16 protein-coding genes are annotated in these 19,246 nt (G+C 45.9%); 13 read left to right on the top strand and 3 right to left on the bottom strand.

Annotation, left to right across the window (positions count from 1 at the left end; genetic code table 11):
• Nucleotide 1: 1 nt before the first annotated feature.
• Together BMZ54_RS27960 and BMZ54_RS27955 are read right to left on the bottom strand one after the other, a co-directional pair.
• Nucleotides 2-916, bottom strand: a complete 915-nt coding sequence (locus BMZ54_RS27960) for an ROK family protein (RefSeq protein WP_162277688.1) — start codon at nucleotides 914-916, stop codon at nucleotides 2-4.
• Nucleotides 917-992: 76 nt separating this feature from the next.
• Nucleotides 993-1,724, bottom strand: coding sequence for a GntR family transcriptional regulator (locus BMZ54_RS27955; RefSeq protein WP_089919980.1), 732 nt, complete (start codon nucleotides 1,722-1,724; stop codon nucleotides 993-995).
• Between the two features lie 315 nt (nucleotides 1,725-2,039).
• On the opposite strand from BMZ54_RS27955, the gene BMZ54_RS33020 reads away from it, so the two are divergent.
• Nucleotides 2,040-2,192, top strand: coding sequence for a hypothetical protein (locus BMZ54_RS33020; RefSeq protein ID WP_156093031.1), 153 nt, complete (start codon nucleotides 2,040-2,042; stop codon nucleotides 2,190-2,192).
• Between the two features lie 93 nt (nucleotides 2,193-2,285).
• Here the strand turns inward: BMZ54_RS33020 and BMZ54_RS27945 are convergent, their stop codons facing one another.
• Nucleotides 2,286-2,750: a hypothetical protein gene (locus BMZ54_RS27945; protein WP_089919754.1), complete on the bottom strand. Its 465-nt coding sequence runs from the start codon at nucleotides 2,748-2,750 to the stop codon at nucleotides 2,286-2,288.
• Between the two features lie 216 nt (nucleotides 2,751-2,966).
• On the opposite strand from BMZ54_RS27945, the gene BMZ54_RS27940 reads away from it, so the two are divergent.
• The 12 genes from BMZ54_RS27940 (at nucleotide 2,967) to BMZ54_RS27885 (ending at nucleotide 19,224) form a co-directional block, all read left to right on the top strand.
• Nucleotides 2,967-3,974: a sensor histidine kinase gene (locus tag BMZ54_RS27940; protein WP_089919752.1), complete on the top strand. Its 1,008-nt coding sequence runs from the start codon at nucleotides 2,967-2,969 to the stop codon at nucleotides 3,972-3,974.
• Nucleotides 3,975-3,976: 2 nt separating this feature from the next.
• A complete protein-coding gene (locus BMZ54_RS27935; protein ID WP_089919750.1) occupies nucleotides 3,977-4,672 on the top strand; it encodes a LytR/AlgR family response regulator transcription factor in 696 nt (231 codons plus the stop codon).
• A 421-nt stretch (nucleotides 4,673-5,093) separates the two neighbouring features.
• Complete coding sequence (locus tag BMZ54_RS27930; protein WP_089919749.1) at nucleotides 5,094-7,931, top strand: T9SS type A sorting domain-containing protein; 2,838 nt, start codon at nucleotides 5,094-5,096, stop codon at nucleotides 7,929-7,931.
• A 189-nt stretch (nucleotides 7,932-8,120) separates the two neighbouring features.
• Nucleotides 8,121-10,016: a glycoside hydrolase family 97 protein gene (locus BMZ54_RS27925; RefSeq protein WP_238386707.1), complete on the top strand. Its 1,896-nt coding sequence runs from the start codon at nucleotides 8,121-8,123 to the stop codon at nucleotides 10,014-10,016.
• Nucleotides 10,017-10,187: 171 nt separating this feature from the next.
• Nucleotides 10,188-11,837, top strand: coding sequence for an alpha-L-fucosidase (locus tag BMZ54_RS27920; RefSeq protein WP_089919748.1), 1,650 nt, complete (start codon nucleotides 10,188-10,190; stop codon nucleotides 11,835-11,837).
• Nucleotides 11,838-11,994: 157 nt separating this feature from the next.
• Nucleotides 11,995-13,011, top strand: coding sequence for an aldo/keto reductase (locus tag BMZ54_RS27915; RefSeq protein ID WP_089919746.1), 1,017 nt, complete (start codon nucleotides 11,995-11,997; stop codon nucleotides 13,009-13,011).
• Nucleotides 13,012-13,026: 15 nt separating this feature from the next.
• Complete coding sequence (locus tag BMZ54_RS27910) at nucleotides 13,027-13,362, top strand: L-rhamnose mutarotase (RefSeq protein WP_089919744.1); 336 nt, start codon at nucleotides 13,027-13,029, stop codon at nucleotides 13,360-13,362.
• A gap of 25 nt (nucleotides 13,363-13,387) precedes the next feature.
• Nucleotides 13,388-14,290, top strand: a complete 903-nt coding sequence (locus BMZ54_RS27905; protein ID WP_317043259.1) for an alpha/beta hydrolase — start codon at nucleotides 13,388-13,390, stop codon at nucleotides 14,288-14,290.
• A 58-nt stretch (nucleotides 14,291-14,348) separates the two neighbouring features.
• On the top strand, nucleotides 14,349-15,782 hold the full coding sequence (locus BMZ54_RS27900) for a family 43 glycosylhydrolase (protein ID WP_089919742.1): 1,434 nt from the start codon (nucleotides 14,349-14,351) through the stop codon (nucleotides 15,780-15,782).
• A gap of 91 nt (nucleotides 15,783-15,873) precedes the next feature.
• A complete protein-coding gene (locus BMZ54_RS27895; RefSeq protein ID WP_202909381.1) occupies nucleotides 15,874-17,412 on the top strand; it encodes a glycoside hydrolase family 43 protein in 1,539 nt (512 codons plus the stop codon).
• Between the two features lie 138 nt (nucleotides 17,413-17,550).
• Nucleotides 17,551-17,778, top strand: coding sequence for a hypothetical protein (locus BMZ54_RS27890; RefSeq protein WP_089919737.1), 228 nt, complete (start codon nucleotides 17,551-17,553; stop codon nucleotides 17,776-17,778).
• Nucleotides 17,779-17,829: 51 nt separating this feature from the next.
• On the top strand, nucleotides 17,830-19,224 hold the full coding sequence (locus BMZ54_RS27885; RefSeq protein ID WP_089919736.1) for a sialate O-acetylesterase: 1,395 nt from the start codon (nucleotides 17,830-17,832) through the stop codon (nucleotides 19,222-19,224).
• Nucleotides 19,225-19,246 lie beyond the last annotated feature (22 nt).

Genomic DNA, 19,246 nt, shown 5'->3' with positions numbered 1-19,246 from the left:
ATTATCGTGCGTTGTTTTTTACAAGTAGGGATTTGCATAACCATGCGGCGCCGGATAGGGCAGAGGCCTCTCCGCGGCTGGAAATGTGTATGTTGGTATTGATCTTATGCTGCTGCAGGCAGGCTTGCAGCGCCGGTAAAAAGTAGGGGTGCGCTTTGCGGATATTACCGCCTATCACCAAACATTCCGCTTCAAAATCTCCCAGCCAGGGCGCCAGTACTTCGCCCAATGCGCTGCCCATTTCCATGAACAATGTTAGCGCTGTGGCGTCCTGTTTTTCTGCCAGGTCGCCGATGCTTTTAACATCGGGCAGTCTTGTGCCGGTACGCCGGTGGTATTCATTGAGCAGCCAGCGGGAGGAGATATAATCTTCCGCAATGCCGTTCCTGTAAGGCAGGTTATAGATGTAACCGCCGGAGGGCACGCCTTTTCCTTCATGCAGAATGTGTTTGTTGTACAGGAAAGTGCCGCCCAGGCCTGTACCCAGGGTTACAGCTACTATGCGGTTACAGCCTGCGCCTTCTCCGGCCCATGCTTCACCCAATGCAAAGCAGGAAGCATCGTTCTCGAAATAAACATCGCCGCTGAAGTTCAGCGATACTTTCAGGGCCGTTCTTATATTCATGCCGTAAAGGGATTCATATTTGGCCACACCCCTGATCAGTGAAATGCCCTCCGGATAATCAAATGGGCCCGGCATGGCTATACCGATGGCTGGTATTCCGGAACCTGCAAAAGAGAGTACATCATCAATGGCTTTTGACCAGCAGCCAATAATATCTTCCGCACCGGCGCCGGCGTTCACCTGCTCCTTACACTTTGAACCTTCGGCTACCACGCCGTTTGACAGATCAATGAGCGCAGCGGTGATGTGTGAACCGCCAATGTCCGCCCCAAGTACATAGATTTTGTTCATATGTTTGAACATATTGAAAATGAAGAAAAAAATATCCCTTTTCTGCGTGGATACAGAAAAAGGATGTGCTATCGGATCAGCCTTCTGATCTGATCTCTATAGAGTACGTGAATTTGTCTGAACGGTAATAACCCACATTATATTCTACGGGCCTGTCGCCCGGATCGTAAACGAAGCGTTCACGGAACAGCACCGGGGACCTGGGATCCACCTGCAGCTTTTTTGCAATGCTGCCGGCAGCAAGGGCCTTGATATGTTCACTGGAACGTACTACAACAATATCGAATTTTTCAGCCAGCAGCTCATATAACGGCCTGTTTAGGTCGTCGTTTTCTGTAAGAACGATACGTGGATGAAAATAACTTTCAAAGTATACAATGGGTTCGCCATCTACACCTTTTAACTTACTGAGCTTGCAGATGGGAGTGCCTTCAGGAACGTTGAAGAAGCGGGCCATTTTTTCATCGGCCTTTCCTTTTCCAAGCGCCAGCAGAAGGTTGTCTGTATGAATACCCCGTTTAGACATTTCCCTGGTAAAGCTTTGCCAATCCTGCAGGCTGGTGGAAAGCTGCCGCTGTGCCACCTTTGTGCCTACTCCCTTTTTCCGGGTCAGCAAGCCTTCATATTCCAGCTTATTGGTAGCCTGGCGGATGGTATTGCGGGATACACCAAGACGGTTGGCCAGCTCCACTTCTTTTGGCAGAAAGGTTCCGTTCTGGTATTCCGGCTGGCTGATCAGCTTTCGTAACAGTTCTTCTACCTGGATGTGGAGTGGTAGTTTGCTTTTATGATCGATCTTCAAACTCATGTATGAATGTTCAAACATACTAAATTTTGGAATAAAAAAATATTTTCCGGAAAAATATTCTGTTAGTGGGTGAATGATATCTGTGCTCCCGCTAAGCTTCCCGGGGCCATCCGTCCAATACTGCATTGACATTTTGAAAAGGTTGGTTGACGATGCCGTATATGGACTAATTATGATCATGGACGGCACCGGACGTTTGCAAAATGATCAATATGCTGTTTTCCAAATATCCCTTTTTTACAGGATAGCGGTTAACAGGCGTCTTTTGTAACTTCAGTAATTATCCTTCTTTGTTTAACTGTTTAATCACATCTTATGAAAAAGAAAACAGCACAAAAACTGCAATTAGGGAAAATCAAAATTAGCAGCTTATCCGGCCCAAAGGTTGCCATCCAGAAAAGGCTTACTGCTGATCCGGACAATCCTTGTGATCCTATACACACTATGTTCACTTGCCGGACTATATAAGCAGAAAACAACTTATTGATAAAAAGACCAGTAAAAGGCCCCGGAGCATTACAGCAACGGGGCCTGTTTTATGCAGCAATGCTTACCTGGAAATCAGGCGGAGTTACGGGAACGTATGGCTTTTCCTAAAATATACGTTTTGAAAAAGTACCCCCATGGCATGGCCACGATAGGTAAAATAACCCACATAAAAACATTGGTCATTCCCTCTGCGGAAGAACCAGCCAGCTCATTTTTTATCCATAAAGGATAAGCCACTACCATAAGCCAGGTCACTTTATAAATAACCTCAAATAATATAATGGGCAGCATTTTTAACGGACGAATAACACCAATAAAAGAGATAGCAGAATACGAACCCCACATACACCAGGCTGCGGCTTCCAAATTGTTCCATGGCCCTTTGTGCTGAAGGATGTATGACCAGGAGTCATAGGTAACAAATACAAACATCAAAAAGAAAAGCAGCCTTAGTAAATAGATATTTATTTTAGGAACACCTTCATAACGTTCAAAGTCCCTTTTGAAAAGATCAGGTATAAAGCGTAAAACTTGCATAGTGAAATAATTTTACTGCAAGCTGGCGTGTTTTGATCTTAAAAAGAAGCAATCCGGACCAGCGCTAATGATTCCGGGACGGAAACCCGGAAAGCAATGGCGAAATACGGTTCATCAGTCAAAATGGTATGTTTGTGCATTCCGGGAGCTTGTTTGTCAGCACCGGGAGGAAAAAAACATTAAAAAAACAGACATTCGCACCAGAAACAACAATGAATGAATAGTTCCCTGAAGAAAAAACTGATTTGGGCATTGATAGCCGTTTGCATTTTTGTACTATTCCTTTGGTTGTTTAAGCTGGGAATGCCCGAAGCTGCTTTCCAGTTTGCCACAGGAATCACTGCCATCATAATGGCGGGATTACTCTCCGGCAGGTATGCAGCCAGGCTATGGTATAAATCCGGTGATCGCACCTTCAATAAAACCCTTACTGTGTTGATCGCAGGCGTTCTTATAGGGCTGTTTTTAATTGGCTTCTTTGTCAATAAAATGATTGAACATACCCGGTTCAATTATTTTTTCTTTACCATCATCGCCTTGTTTTTGGTAAATGCTTTCATGGCAATAATCATAAGCCTGGTGCGCTACCGGATCAGGCGCAACATCCATTCTGCACAAACAGCGCTTGCGCAAAGCAAAACCGAGCTGCAGCTCATGCAGGCGCAGCTCAGCCCGCATTTTTTATTCAACACGCTGAATAATTTGTATGGACTATCCCTTACAGACCATCAAAAAGTACCTGGATTGCTTTTGAAGTTATCAGATTTATTACGTTATTCTGTTTATGAAGCCAAAGAAGTATTTGTACCCCTACGGGAAGAAGTGAACTACCTGAAAAACTATGTGGAATTTGAAAAAATAAGGCTGGAAGAAAGACTATTGCTGTCGCTGGAAATGCAGGAGGAAATAGATGCATCTGTCACCATTGCACCCATGTTGCTGATCATATTCCTGGAGAACGCATTCAAACATTCAAAGAATAACGAAGATGAGAAGATATTTATTGACGTTGTGCTAAGAGCTGAAGAGGATTCCATTTTCTTTTCGGTTAAAAATTCCTGCTCCCCGCCAATGTTAATGCCGGCATCCTCAAAAGCGCATTCCGGTTTTGGAATGGAAAGTGTAAAAAAGCGATTGGACCTGCTGTATCCCAACCGGCATGAATTGAAAATAGCGCGGTCAGAGAGAAGCTATTCAGTAATATTGTCATTAAAACGTCCATGAAGATGAAGTGCCTGATTGTTGATGATGAACCCATTGCCAGGAAGATCCTGGAAAATTATTGTGCTTTTCTGCCCGAAATAGAAGTGCTGGCCAGCTGCAGCAATGCTTTGGAAGCCAAACGCGTTATTCAAAACAAACTCCCTGATCTCATTTTTTTAGACATCAATATGCCGGTGCTGGATGGTTTGTCGTTTATGAAAACGCTGGCTAAGCCACCACTGGTGGTATTTACGACTGCTTACAAAGAATTTGCTCATGAAGCTTTTGATCTTGCCGCCTGCGATTATTTGTTAAAACCTTTTTCTTTGGAACGCTTTATTATCGCAGTTGACAAGGCAAGAGAAAAGCTGGAACCGAAAAATAAGGTAACAGAAGCAGTACCTGCAGAAAACTTTACCTATTTAAAGTCAGAAGGAAAGATCTACAAAATCAATTTTGAGGAAATTTTATTTGCAGAAGCCTGGGGCAATAGTGTAAAGATTGTAACCAATAACGGTGTTATAAAACCTGCCATTACATTCACGGCGCTGGAAGAATTATTACCTAAGCCGCTGTTTATCCGCCTTCACCGTTCCTTTATCATCAATAAAAACAAAATAGGCCATATAGAAGGTAACCGCGTTTTTATCGGATCAACGGAAGTGCCTATTGGCGCTAACTATAAAGAACATTTTTTCAGGGAGCTCGGTATTAAATGAGTGATGAATAAACCCCCGTTCATCAGTAATGATCGAAAATCGAGCATGACAGAGTAGCAGTTGGGATCAGGCGAAAATAAAGTGATATTTCGCGGTCGTCTTCACAGCATGCCGATACCGGAATAAAAGGGCCGGTAAAGAAGTTTACCCGTGAAATCCCTATGAAAACCAGCATTTGAAACATTTCCCCCCATGATCTGCAACATTTAACGCCCCCCTCTTAAAGAATAGCCGGGTAGTTTTACAACATTCAGTAAAAGAACAATTCCCGTTATGAAAATACGTCTGCTCCCGCTAAGCCTCCTGGGGCTATCCCGGTATAATGACAGGTTGTCAGCCCTGTCATCAAACACCCAGGCAGGGGTAGCGTATTTCGTTGTATCAGTTTTCTCCACACAATTTTACTTAAACCATAACCTTTATGAAACCAAAATTACCAACATCACTTAAACCAAAGGGTACGCTGCCTTTTGTCTTCAGATCTTTTACATCCCCGCGGGTATTCCTGCAGTTCAGGCAAAAGAAACTTGCCTGTCTCTGTTTACTGCTCCTGAGTGTTCTGTTTCCGGGCTATAAAGTGGCGGCGCAGACCAACGGTTATGTCTGGAAGAATGCGCCTGTTGGCGGCGGCGGATTTGTAACGGGTATTGTTACCCACAAAACATCCGGCGACAGGTACTGCCGCACAGATGTGGGCGGGGCTTACCGCTGGGATGCAGCGAACAATAAATGGGTTCAGCTGCTCGACTGGCTTAACGAATCGGAAAATGGATTTGTTGGCGTAGAAGCATTGGCGCTGGATCCGCAGAACGCCAATAACGTTTATATGCTCTGCGGTACCTCCTATATCAACAACGGAAGAACGGCTATATTGAAATCCACGGACAAAGGAAATACTTTCACCTATACAGATGTTACGGCTAAATTTAAAGCGCATGGAAATGGGAACGGACGGGGGAACGGAGAACGTCTTGCAGTAGATCCTAAAAACAGCAACATTTTATTCTGCGGCACCCGGGCTAACGGATTATGGAAAAGCACGGATGCCGGCGTTACCTGGAACCTTGCCTGGAACGGTGTAACTACCACGCCTAATGAGAACGGAATATGTTTTGTACTTTTTGATCCTTCCGGCGCCGTAGTGGGCGGAGCCTCGCAAACCATGTACATAGGCGTTTCCCGCACCGGAAGCGCGAATATTTATAAGAGCACGGATGGAGGCGCCACCTTTACCGCCATTTCAGCAACCACCAGCTTTATGCCGCACCGCGCAGCGCTGCAGGGTACTACCATGTATGTTACCTATTCGGATGATGCAGGTCCGCAATCCAGTAATGGAGATGGGAAGGTATATAAGCTCAACACGGCTACCGGTGTGTGGACAAACGTTACCCCCGTTTCTTCAAAGGATTATGCATACGGAGGTGTAAGTATTGATCCGGCTAATGTTAACCGGGTAATAGTTTCTTCCTGTGGCCTGTATTGGAATAACCAGTTTGGTACCGGCTGGGGCGATTTTGTTTTCCTCACTACCGATGGCGGATCCAGCTGGACGCTTAAGAACGGCACAAACGCCACCTATGATAGTAATGGCATAGGATGGACTGTGGGAGGCGCAGTTAACTGGATGGACTGTATCGAGTTTGACCAGTCCAATCTTTCAAAAGTGCGGGTAATTGGCGGCGGCGGCGTATATACCTGTTCCGATATTACAGCCGCAAATCCTTCATGGAAATACGATGTGATCGGGCTTGAAGAAACCGCATTGCTTGACGGGACAAGCATTCCGGGAGGGCCGTTTATTTCTTCCTTTGGAGATGTAACAGGCTTTGTACATGAGCCGCTGACTTCTTATCCGTCAAAGAAGCTTACTCCTTCAGACGGGAACAACCAGAGCATTGCTTATGCTGCCGGCAACACCAGCAAAGTCGTAAGAGCTTCCAACGGGGGAAATGTTGTTTACTATTCCAACGATAAAGGTGCTACATGGACAGGGGCCTCCACCAGTAAGGGTGCAGGAGGAAGGGTTGCTGTCAGCGCTGACGGAGGTACTATACTGCATTGCCCCGGCGGTTCTGCCACTACCTGGTATACTACCAACAACGGCGCCAGCTGGTCTGCCTGTTCAGGTGTATCCCTCGGAGATGCTGCTCCGGTTGCCGACCAGGTGAACGCAAACTATTTTTATATATACATTCCAAACAACGGACAGATGTTGCGGAGCTCCAATAAAGGAGTCAGTTTTTCATTGGCAGGCACGCCGGGTGCGTCAACCGCGAATTACCCGTGGGAACCGGCTTTGATCCGGACCGTACCGGGCCGCGAAGGGCATGTGTGGGTACCGCTTGGCCGCAATGGATTAAAATATTCAACCAACTACGGCGCGGCATATACGAATGTTTCAAATGTAACTTATTGTAAAACAATTGGCATAGGAAAGGCGGTATCAGGCGCCAGCTATCCTACTGTTTTCATCTGGGGAACAGTTTCCGGCGTAACAGGGCTTTTCAGATCAACAGACCAGGGTGCTACCTGGACCAGGCTGAATGACGACGCCCACGAGTTTGCAGGCGCGCCATTGCTGATCGGCGATATGAACGTTGCCGGAAGGGTATATATGAGCGCCGGCGGCGGAAGAGGTTTAATTTACTGGGAGCCTGCCGCCTGTACGCCCACTGCCATCACACCGTATGTAAATATTAATAACGGAACCTGGCAGCAGACAGCCAATGCTTCTTTAGCTGCAGGTGGCAGCGTGCAGTTTGGTCCTCAGCCCACGCAGGGTGGCTCCTGGAGCTGGACCGGGCCAAATAATTTTAGCGCAGCTACGCGGGAAGTATATATTTCAAATGTCCAATCCAGCCAGGCAGGGAACTACGTGGCTACCTACACCAACAGCGGAGGATGCAAAAGCACGCAGACCTTTAACATTACCCTGACCGGCTCTTTAATGAGAGACTCCCGGGCAGGAGTGAGCGATACTTCAGCTGCCGGCATATCACAGAAAATCAGCGTGAATGAAGATGCTGTTAGCATTTATCCGAATCCTGCCAGTGAGGGAAGGTTTACCATCCTGCTGAAGGAGATTTCAGAACACGCGATCGTGAGGATCTATGATAACCAGGGCAGAATGCTTTATGAAAGGAAAACGCAGGGCGGTAACAAGATAGAGATTGATTCGCGGCTGAATGCAGGGTTTTACATTGTCACAATAGATTCAAATGGATCCAGCTTCACGAAGAAGCTGATCGTTCATTAACAGATCTTTTATCCATTTCCCGGGAATGCTTCCAGCGAAGCATTCCCTGTTTCATGTACAGGATGGATCGCCATAATAATTTTTGGAGTTGATAAAATTGTAAGTCACATAGTTATGAAAATGAGTTTTAAGAACACAATCCTTTTAGTTTGGCTCCTGATCGGCATGAATGGCTGGGGGGGTGGAATAATGAATCCGTTAAAAGCACAGCAGGTTGCTCAATTACAAAGCCCGGACAAGTCCATTGTACTAAACGTATCCTTATCAGCTTCCGGTGAAATTCAGTACGGGATCCAGAGATCCGGCGTTGATGTCATTCACCCTTCGGCTTTAGGGCTGATGATGAAGGGACATGATTTTACACAAGGCATGAAGCTGGTCACTGCATCAAAACCGGTACGTATAACAGACAGCTACCAAACGAAGAATGCAAAAAAAAGCAGCATCCTTTACCAGGCCAATCAGCTGGTGATGTCTTTTACGAATGGTGAAAAGGAGAAAATGGACATCATTTTCAGGTTATCCAATGATGGAGTGGCTTTCCGGTACCGGTTTCCCTGGATAAAGAATAATGAAACGATCGTTAAGGAACATTCCTCATTTGCATTTGATAAGGGAACAAGGGCTTGGCTGCAACCTATGAGTGAAGCAAAAACAGGCTTCGAACACTGTCACCCGTCTTATGAAGAACATTATTTGCAGGATATTCCTGTTGGTACGGTATCGCCGTTAAAGTCAGGCTGGGTGTACCCTGCTTTGTTTAAAACAAATGATACCTGGGTGTTGATCACTGAAGCAGCACTGGATGGTACTTATTGCGGTACAAGATTGATCAATGATTCGGCCTCGGCTGTTTATTCAATTGGCTTTGCCGATCCCAGAGAGGTGTTTACAGGCAGGGGCTATTTACCGGAAAACAATAAGCCCTGGCTTACACCCTGGCGTATTATTGCAATCGGAAGCCTGAAAACAATTGCTGAATCAACATTGGGCACGGATCTGGCGCCGGCAGCAGCGTTAAAAGACACCTCTTTTATAAAACCCGGAAAAGCCAGCTGGAGCTGGATCAACAGCAAGGATGAAAACATCACCTTCGATGAACAAAAAAAATATGTTGACTATGCCGCTGACATGCACTGGCAATATTGCCTGATAGATGTAAACTGGGATACGAAGATCGGATACGATAAAATAGCTGAGCTGTCAGCGTATGCAAAACAAAAGAAAGTTGGATTGATACTATGGTACAATTCTGCGGGCGACTGGAACACGATCACTTATCATCCTAAAGACCTGTTGCTTACGAAGGAGGGAAGGGAAAAGGAATTTAGCCGTTTGCAGGCAATGGGTATTAAAGGCGTAAAGATCGATTTCTTTGGTGGAGACGGCCGGAGCATGATCCAATACTACATTGACATTCTAAATGATGCTGCAAAATATAAGCTGCTTGTAAACTTTCATGGCGCTACATTGCCAAGAGGGTGGCAAAGAACCTATCCTCACCTTGTGACAGCCGAAGCAATTTATGGAATGGAGATGGTAACATTTGACCAGAAAGCAGCTGACGTACAAGCCAACCATTGCGCCATGCTGCCGTTCACCAGGAACGCATTTGACCCGATGGATTTTACACCCATGAACTTAACGGGGCTTACGTCGTCTACCTGTACGAGAAGAACTACTCCCGCCTTTGAGCTGGCACTTCCCATTTTATTCTTATCGGGCATACAGCATTTTGCACAATCACCTGAAGGAATGGTGCAGGTACCCGCTGATGTAAAAGATCTTTTAAGAAAGCTTCCTGATAACTGGGACGATGTGAGATTCCTGGAAGGATACCCGGGTAAATATGCTGTTATAGCCAGGCGAAGCGGCAAACGCTGGTATGTTGCCGGTATTAATGGCGAAAAAGATGAAAGGAAAATAGCGCTTGACCTTACCTCATTCAGGAAAAACCAGGCAACACTGTTTACAGACGGTACAAAAGATGAGCTGTTTTCAAAAACAGTTCTGAACACGGCAAAGCAAAAAAAGCTTGATCTTACCTTAAATGCAAATAGTGGATTTGTAATGGTGCTTGAGTGATGCTAAAACAAAAAAGGTCGGTTTTGTATAAAAAAAAGTCCTATTCAGCTAAATGTTTAGTACCCATTTAGCACTAAGTTTGATCTGCCGGCCGTAATTATAAGCCGTAGGCTGTTATAAATATGCGGTAACGGTTACCGGCTAGAATTGAAACAAGTAAAACTAAATTCCATGCAAAGAAGAACGCTGATAAAAGGTTTAGCCACGGGTCTGTCATCCCTGTATCTATCTAATCTTTATGCACGCAACCTGTTAGCCCCCAGGACGGGTCATCCTATGGCTGCAGGCCCTTTTAAGCCCAGCTGGGATTCGCTGGAGCAGTACCAGGTACCGGAATGGTTCCGGGATGCAAAATTTGGGATCTGGGCGCATTGGGGCCCGCAATGCCAGCCGGAACATGGCGACTGGTATGCCAGGGGCATGTACCAGGAAGGCAGCGACCATTATAAGTATCATTTACAGAAATACGGTCATCCCTCAAAATTTGGCTTTAAGGATGTGATAAATGAATGGAAGGCGGAGAACTGGGATCCGCAGGAGCTGGTGGCCTTATACAAAAAAGCCGGCGCCAGGTATTTTATGGCCATGGCCAATCACCACGATAATTTTGACCTGTACAATAGTAAATATCAGCCCTGGAATGCTACTAAGCTGGGGCCTAAAAAAGATATCATTGGCGGCTGGGCAAAAGCAGCTAAGGAACAGGACCTGCCTTTTGGTGTAACGGTGCATGCCTCCCATGCCTGGACCTGGTACGAGGTGGCGCAGCGCTCCGATAAAAGCGGCCCATATGCAGGTGTGCCTTACGATGGTAAGCTCACGAAAGCCGCCGGCAGTAATAAATGGTGGAATGGTTACGATCCGCAGCAGCTGTATGCGCAGAATCATGCGTTGAGCAAGGATAGCCTCAATGACAATAGCATGAGCGATCATTGGTACTGGGGCAACGGCGCCAGCGTACCTGATAAAGCCTACTGTGATAAATTTCTGAACCGTACCCTTGAGCTCATTGATAAATACGGTCCTGAGCTTGTTTATTTTGATGATAATGCGCTGCCGCTTTGGCCGGTAAGCGATGCAGGATTAAAAATAGCGGCGCATTTATATAATACCAGCATAAAGAAACATGGAAAATTGCAGGCTGCCTTGTTTGGTAAGATGCTCAACGAGCAGCAGCGTAAATGTATGGTATGGGATATTGAGCGCGGGCAAAGCAACCAGATAGAACCCTTGCCCTGGCAAACGGATACTTGTATAGGTGGCTGGCATTACGACCGCCGCGTGTTTGATAACAAAGGCTATAAAAGCGCTAAAACAGTAGTGCATACCCTGGCCGATGTGGTAAGCAAGAACGGTAATCTTTTACTGAATATTCCCGTACGTGGCGATGGTACTATTGACAGTGAAGAACGTACCGTAGTAGAGGAAGTGGCCGCATGGATGCAGGTGAACAGCGAAGCTATTTACGGCACCCGTCCCTGGAAAGTATTTGGGGAAGGGCCGGCCATGGAATCAGTTGTGGCTTTAAGCGCCCAGGGTTTTAACGAAGGAAAAGGCAAGCCGTTTGAAGCAGCGGATATTCGTTTTACCACAAAAGGCAAAACGCTTTACGCAGTTATGTTAGGCTGGCCGGAAGATAAAACCGCATTGGTTAAAACACTGGCTGCAAATGATCAGACAGGAAAGGTAAGCCGGGTAAACCTGCTGGGAAATGACAGCTTGAACTTTCAGCAAACGGCTGAAGGATTAAAGGTACAGCTGCCGGAACAGCCGCCCTGCAAAAATGCGTTTGTATTGAAAATTGAAGGAGCTATCGTATAAATGTTCAAGACCATTGTCCTACCGGACAAAGCAGGTGACTGAGCAGGTAAAATGATTCATAATTTTTACCCAGCTGGTCACCTGCAAATTTAAGATGCGAATATGCCTGAGTATTTGCCTGTTTCAACTATTCTTTGAAAATTTAGTGGTCTTTAATATGCAGGGAATCACATTACCCAAGGTAATTTTTGGCACCAGCGGGTTAGGAAATTTATACGTAGCGCTCCCGGATGAAGTGAAGCTGTCTATTGTAAGCGAAAGCATAAAATGCTCTCCCAGGCCTGCTGTATTTGATTCAGCAGGCAAATATGGCGCAGGACTGGCCCTGGAAGCGCTGGGCAGGTCCTTAAAACAATTAAACGTCAGCCCTTCGGATGTGCTGATCAGTAATAAGCTGGGTTGGCTGCGTACTGAATTAAGAACAGCCGAACCCACTTTTGAACCCGGCGTATGGCGGGATCTGAAGTACGATGCCGTTCAAAAAATAAGCTATGAAGGCATCCTGGAATGTTATGAACAGGGAAATGAGCTGCTTGGCGGCTATCATGCGGAGCTGGTATCTGTGCATGACCCCGACGAATACCTTGCGGCATCAAAGAACGGAGAAGAACAGGCGCAACGCTACCAGGATATCCTGGATGCTTACCAGGCATTAAATGAATTAAAGCAGGCAGGCAAGGTTAAAGCTATTGGAGTGGGTGCAAAGAACTGGCAGATCATAAAAAGAATAACGGATGATGTAAAGCTGGATTGGGTAATGATCGCTAACAGCATGACGATTCACAGTCACCCTGCGGAATTGGTGGAGTTTATGCTAAACCTGCAACGGCAGGGGACTGTAGTTATAAATTCTTCTGTTTTCAATGGCGGATTTTTAACAGGATCCGCTTATTATAATTACCAGCTGACAGATCCGGTAAAAGACGAAAATTTATATCACTGGCGGCAGCGGTTTAATCAGTTGTGCCTCAGCTATAAGATAAAACCGGTACAGGCCTGCGTGATCTTTGGCCTGAATGCGCCCGGGGTGCAAAGTATTGCGCTGAACACTACCCAGGCAGAAAGGGTGGCGCAGAATGTTGCATTGCCCCAGTCAATGATCCCCGAAGGTTTTTGGGAGGATATGGCAGCACAGGGATTGATTGACCGGTCTTATGCTGCCAGCTACTTATAAGCATTAAATAGAAATATGAAAAGATACTGTTTAGCCCTTGATCTGAAAGATGATCCCCAGCTGATAGCAGAATATGAATATTGGCACAAGGCAGAAAATGGCTGGCCGGAAATTAAAAAGAGCATTCTTGATGCGGGCATCACGGAAATGCAGATCTATAGAACGGGTAATCGTTTAATGATGATCATGGAAACAAATGACCAGTTTGATGCAGCCGCAAAAGCAGCTGCAGATGCCACCAATCCTAAGGTGCAGGAATGGGAGCAGCTAATGTGGAAGTTTCAGCAACCTTTACCCTGGGCAAAAGAAGGAGAGAAGTGGGTACTGATGGAGCAGATCTTTCAGCTTTAAAGGATTAACGGGTAAAATTAACGTTATGAAAAGTAAAATGAATTTATTCATTTCGATTGTACTTATTATTGCCGGTCATGTATGCCGGGCACAAACAAATTCAGCTTCATTTAAGGCGGACAGTATACCTACTTTGCCTGATCCACCCGCCGGATATAATGCCCAGCGCAATAATGTCCCCCACGGAAAATTAACAGTAGTGCGGTATGATTCAAAAACAATCGGGAAACTTCGGGAAATGAGCGTGTATACGCCCCCGGGATATTCTGCTGACAGGAAATATCCTGTGTTATACCTGTTACATGGTTTAGGGCAGGACTATCGTCAATGGATTGAATGGTGCCAGGCAGATAACATTGTAGATAACCTGATTGCAGATGGTAAAATGCAGCCTGTAATAATGGTTTTTCCCAACTGCGATGCCAGGCTGACTGTAACCGATACTTCGGCTGCCGGCCGTTCGGGGCGGGCAGATAATTTTAAAGGTTACGGAAAGCCATTTGAAGAGGATCTATTGAAAGATATCATTCCCTACATCGATGCTCATTATTCCACTATCAGCGATCCTGAGCATCGTGCATTGGCCGGTTTGTCAATGGGCGGCGGGCAGTCGTTAAATATAGGCTTGTATCATCTTGAAACGTTTGCCTATGTAGGTGGGTTTTCTTCTGCGCCTAATACAAATCAGTTTGGTAATATGTATACAGTTAATCAATTGATCCCGGATATTAAAGCTGCCCGGGAAAAGTTGAAGCTGCTATGGATAGGATGTGGGAATAAAGATGGCCTTTGGCGGATCAGTGAAAAGGCCCATCAGTACCTTAACGGGATTAGCTTTCCCCACGTTTGGAATGCAGACACGAATGGGCATGACAATATGGAGTGGGATCGTAACCTCTATCTGTTTTCCCAGCATATTTTTAAATAGGAGCAAGGAGTAGTTTATTATTATACGGTCACTGCATCGCTTCAATATAAGTACACAAATGAAAATTGTAAAAGCACTTGGTACGCTCGCATTCTTTTCGTTCATTTTATTGAAGGCCGGCGGCCAGGGGCGTAATGACCAGGGTTCAAAGAAGGAAGCGTACCTGCAAAACCCTTTTGGTAATGCATTAGTTCCGGATATGATCGCTGATGCCAGTATCCAGGAGATCAATGGAACGTTTTATTGTTATGCAACAACAGATGGATATGATCAGGGTTTAAAAACATCTGGTCCGCCGGTGGTATGGAAGTCCAAGGATTTTGTTCATTGGAGTTTTTCCGGTTTTTATTTTCCTTCCGCAGTGGGGCAAAAATACTGGGCGCCCAGTAAGGCCATTGCAGCCAATGGCAGGTACTATATCTATCCTACGGTGAATGGTTTTATGTATCCTGCTGTTTCAGATTCACCTGACGGGCCATTTAAGCTGGCAAAGGGCATAGACAGTTTTTATTTGCCCTTTACTCCGGCAACCTTATTACAGTCAAAAGGCCGGAAAGAACCTGCCGGTATAGATGCAGAAGTTTTTATTGATGATGATGGGCAGCCTTATATTTTCTGGCAGCTCCGGTTTGCGGCTAAGCTGAACCAGGATATGGTATCTGTGGATACTGCTTCTGTTATTCAAATTGCTACAAAACGCCCGGGATATTCGGAAGGGCCGGCCTTCTTTAAACGGAAAGGGATCTATTATTACCTGTACACTCTTGGCGGTGATGAAAAATACCAGTATGCATATGGAATGAGCAAAACGTCGCCCCTGGGCCCATTCGAATATCCGGAGAATGATATTATAACCACTACCAATTATGAGCGGCAGATCTTTGGCCCGGGCCATGGTGGAGTGTTTAATTTGCCGGGCACGGATGATTACTATTTTGCTTACCTGGAATATGGCCGCGGAAGCACTAACCGCCAAACCTATGTGAATAAGCTGGAATTTAATGAAGATGGAACCATTTGCCCGCTTGATCTTACACTTAAGGGCGTAGGAGCATTGCATACCGCGCCCTCTGAGAAAAGGATCCGCGTGGTTAGCTCAAAAGCATCCAGTGTTCGCCGGGGGGTGATTATAAAACCCAGAAAGGATTCTTTGTTTAAAAGAACAGAATCCTTTTCTTCCCAGTTTGCTTTCGATGATGAAAATGGATCACGGTGGATGGCTGCTGCCGAAGACTCAGCATCCTGGATCATGGCCGATTTAGGAAAGCTGCAGCTTGTTAAACGTAGTGAAGTGGCTTTTGTAAGGCCCACTGCCGGCCATGCCTATGTGCTGGAGTATTCTGCCGATGGCAGGGCATGGAAGGATTGCGGGGAGCATCAGCAGCTTGTCATGGAATCACCGCATACTGACAAACTGAATATTAAAGCCCGTTATTTGCGGCTGAGGATCTTAAGTGGCGTTAATGGCATCTGGGAGTGGCATATTTATTAAAAACAAAGCGGTATTATTTTCAATGATTCATCTCAGATTCTTATCACTCTTGCTTTGTTGGCAATTGGTAAGTGTATGTTCGAGAGCTCAAATGAGTGGAAGCTGGGGCGGCCAGGGAGATGGAACCTATGCTAATCCTGTGCTGCCGGCAGATTACAGCGATCTTGATGCCATACGCGTGGGTGAGGATTATTACGCCATATCTTCTACCATGCAATTTTCGCCCGGCATGGTAGTGCTTCATTCTAAAGATCTCATAAACTGGGAAATCATCGGCCATGTGGTGAATGATCTCACCCGCATTAGCCCGGAATTGAACTGGGACCGGATGAATTGTTACGGTAAAGGCATTTGGGCAGGTTCCATCAGGTATTATAAGAACAAATTCTGGGTGTATTTCGGTACACCTGATGATGGATTTTTTATGAGTACCGCTACCAATCCCGCAGGCCCCTGGGAACCTGTTCATCAATTGTGGAAGGTAAATGGCTGGGACGACTGCTGTTCCTTTTGTGATGATGATGGACAGCTCTATTTTATTGCTACCAATTTTGCAGCTGATCCAAAGAACGGAAGAAAATACAATATTCATTTATTTAAAATGACGCCTGATGGAAGAAGCCTCGTCATGGAGTCTGATTCTATCATACATCAATCCAATGGAAGTGAGGCAAATAAGCTTTATAAGATCAACGGGCTGTATTACCACTATTTCAGCGAAGTGAAGCCGGAGGGCCGCGTGATCATGATGGAGCGTTCAAAGAGCCTGTACGGTCTCTGGGAAATAAGGCAATTAAATCATGTTGATCAAAAACTTGACAGAGAACCCAACCAGGGCGGATTACTGCAAACACCCACAGGAGAATGGTATTTTCTCACCCACCATGGTAGTGGTGATTGGGAAGGACGTCCGGCCAGCCTTTTACCTGTTCACTGGATTGATAAATGGCCGGTCATTGGCCAGCCGGGCGCCGACACAATAGGACGCATGGTTTGGACGGGTAAGCAACCTATATCCGGCAAAAAAAAAGTATCCATTCAAAGCAGTGACGAGTTCAATACCGGAAAGCTAAATGTTCAATGGGAATGGAACTATCAGCCACGGCCCGGCAAATGGTCTTTAACAGAACGTAGCGGTTTTCTCCGGTTGTATGCTTTTACGCCCAGTCATTCAAACAAACAGGGTAAGATAATACTCAGGGCCGGAAACACGCTCACGCAACGCAGCATGCGTACACCTGCCAATGTAGCCACCGTAAGGATTGACCTTAGCCATATGGCCGATGGCCAGTTCAGCGGATTGACACATTTTTCAACTACCAGCCATAGCTTATTTGGAGTTAAACAGGAGAATGGAATACGGACTTTGGTGTATGACAACAATGGAAAGGATACTTCAGGTATAAGGATCAATGGAAGAGCTGTCTGGCTCCGGTCAACCTGGGATGCCAACGGAGTGAGTCACTATGCTTTTAGTACGGATGGTGAGTCTTACCAGTCTTTCGGAAGCCCCTATCAGCTGACCTGGGGTAGCTACCGGGGAGACCGGATCGGGATTTTCAATTTTAATACCAAAGAGGATAGGGGATCCGTGGATGTTGACTGGTTCCGGTATGATTACAGGAAATGATATACAAAGCGATAACAAATTCCAATACAAATTATAGAACGGTATGAAATTTAAGATCCTTGGCCTTTTGCCGGTGTTCATTAGCAGTGTACTATTTGGGCAAAAAGTGGCTGTTCAATCGCCAGTCAAAAGATCAGCGTGGAACTTCTCAGCAAACAAGGCAATGATATTGGTGAATGGGGCCTCAAAGCATCTTACAACAATAGTGGAAAAATTCCAGCAGCGATTCCCTGGATTGATTTGGGATTATCCCGCAGCGACCAGGATTTTTTTAAGGATCTGAAGTTTTTGAAAGCCGGTAAGCAGATTTTAATTAATGAAGCATACACGGCGCTGCATGGCAAAAGAACGGTATGGTTCCAATAAAATAAACCGTCAAAGTGATTATTTTTAATACCTAAATTATTAAGCACGATTATGAAAAAAATCCTCTTTTACAGCATTGCACTGTTATTGCCTGCAGCACTTCATGCCACCATCAGGTTGCCGGCACTGGTTGGCAGCAACATGGTGCTGCAACAAAACGACAGTGTAAATATCTGGGGATGGGCAAGCCCTTCAGAAAAAGTTACGGTATTTACAGGCTGGGATAACAGCACAACGACGGTCACCACCAGCGGTGATGCAAAGTGGACTTTGAAAGTACATACACCCGCAGCAGGAGGGCCTTATGAAATAAGACTGAAAGGATCCAATGAGATTGTACTGAAGAATATCCTGATCGGTGAGGTATGGCTGTGCTCAGGGCAATCTAACATGGAATACAGCTACTATAACGGCATCCGGCAGATAGCAGCTGAGCTGCCTGTTTGCAGTAACAATAATATCCGGTTCTTTAACATACCCAAAACTACGGCTGCAGATCTCCAGGACGACTGTCACGGAAGCTGGGAAGTATGCGACAGCAATAGCCTGAAGCCCTTCAGTGCGGTGGGGTACTTTTTCGGATCAAAGCTACAGAAGACGTTGGGTGTGCCGGTTGGGCTGATCAATGCCAGCTGGGGAGGAACACCGGCTGAAGTATGGGCGCCGGAACGTCTTGTAACCGGTGAGCCACAGCTGTCTGCAGCTGCCGCTAAGTTACAGCCTTCTGCCTGGTGGCCCAATAAGCCCGGATATGCTTATAATGCTATGATAGCGCCTCTTACCAATTTCAATATAAAAGGAGTGATCTGGTACCAGGGAGAAGCCAATGTGAACACCGCGGATACCTATACGCCCTTGTTCACCGGCATGATAAAAGCATGGCGTGATGCATGGCATAAACAGCTACCTTTTTACTATGTGCAGATAGCACCGTTCACCTACGATAAGGAAAACCAGGCTGCGCTGCTTCGTGAGGCGCAGGCGCGCAGCAGCGCTCTTGCGGGAACCGGTATGGTAGTAGTAGCCGACGTTACAGAAAATGTGAAAGATATTCATCCACAGGATAAAAGAACAGTTGGCAACAGGCTTGCCAATTGGGCGCTTGGGGAAAATTATGGTAAAACGGGGTTTACCTGGAAAAGCCCGGTGTTCAAAGAAATGAGCATCAGCAAAAACAAGGCAGTGCTGCGTTTTAGCAACGTTCCTGCTTCTCTGAAGATCAATGGCAAAACACCTGCTGCCTTGTACATAGCCGGTGCAGACCATGTTTTCCATGAAGCATCCGCAAAGGTGGAAAAAGATGCGCTGATCGTTTGGAGTAAACAGGTAGAGAAGCCTGAAGCGGTAAGATACGCTTTCTCCAATACCGGTATCGGTAATATCTTTTCTTCGGATGGTTTGCCTGTTGTGCCTTTCCGTACTGATAACTGGCCGGTTGCACAGTAAATGAAAATTAGCATTTACAGAT

The sequence above is a fragment of the Chitinophaga rupis genome (assembly GCF_900109685.1).
In the GTDB taxonomy this organism is placed as follows: domain Bacteria; phylum Bacteroidota; class Bacteroidia; order Chitinophagales; family Chitinophagaceae; genus Chitinophaga; species Chitinophaga rupis.
Note: the sequence above shows the minus strand (reverse complement) of the source record. Positions and strands in the feature narration are given on the sequence as shown.

Coding starts and splice junctions, on each gene's coding strand:
- BMZ54_RS27960 (WP_162277688.1), bottom strand. CDS start 916: ATGAACAAAATCTATGTACTTGGGGCGGACATTGGCGGTTCACACATC.
- BMZ54_RS27930 (WP_089919749.1), top strand. CDS start 5,094: ATGAAACCAAAATTACCAACATCACTTAAACCAAAGGGTACGCTGCCT.
- BMZ54_RS27945 (WP_089919754.1), bottom strand. CDS start 2,750: ATGCAAGTTTTACGCTTTATACCTGATCTTTTCAAAAGGGACTTTGAA.
- BMZ54_RS27885 (WP_089919736.1), top strand. CDS start 17,830: ATGAAAAAAATCCTCTTTTACAGCATTGCACTGTTATTGCCTGCAGCA.
- BMZ54_RS27900 (WP_089919742.1), top strand. CDS start 14,349: ATGAAAATTGTAAAAGCACTTGGTACGCTCGCATTCTTTTCGTTCATT.
- BMZ54_RS27915 (WP_089919746.1), top strand. CDS start 11,995: ATGCAGGGAATCACATTACCCAAGGTAATTTTTGGCACCAGCGGGTTA.
- BMZ54_RS27905 (WP_317043259.1), top strand. CDS start 13,388: ATGAAAAGTAAAATGAATTTATTCATTTCGATTGTACTTATTATTGCC.
- BMZ54_RS27910 (WP_089919744.1), top strand. CDS start 13,027: ATGAAAAGATACTGTTTAGCCCTTGATCTGAAAGATGATCCCCAGCTG.
- BMZ54_RS27940 (WP_089919752.1), top strand. CDS start 2,967: ATGAATAGTTCCCTGAAGAAAAAACTGATTTGGGCATTGATAGCCGTT.
- BMZ54_RS27920 (WP_089919748.1), top strand. CDS start 10,188: ATGCAAAGAAGAACGCTGATAAAAGGTTTAGCCACGGGTCTGTCATCC.
- BMZ54_RS33020 (WP_156093031.1), top strand. CDS start 2,040: ATGAAAAAGAAAACAGCACAAAAACTGCAATTAGGGAAAATCAAAATT.
- BMZ54_RS27955 (WP_089919980.1), bottom strand. CDS start 1,724: ATGAGTTTGAAGATCGATCATAAAAGCAAACTACCACTCCACATCCAG.
- BMZ54_RS27925 (WP_238386707.1), top strand. CDS start 8,121: ATGAATCCGTTAAAAGCACAGCAGGTTGCTCAATTACAAAGCCCGGAC.
- BMZ54_RS27895 (WP_202909381.1), top strand. CDS start 15,874: ATGAGTGGAAGCTGGGGCGGCCAGGGAGATGGAACCTATGCTAATCCT.
- BMZ54_RS27935 (WP_089919750.1), top strand. CDS start 3,977: ATGAAGTGCCTGATTGTTGATGATGAACCCATTGCCAGGAAGATCCTG.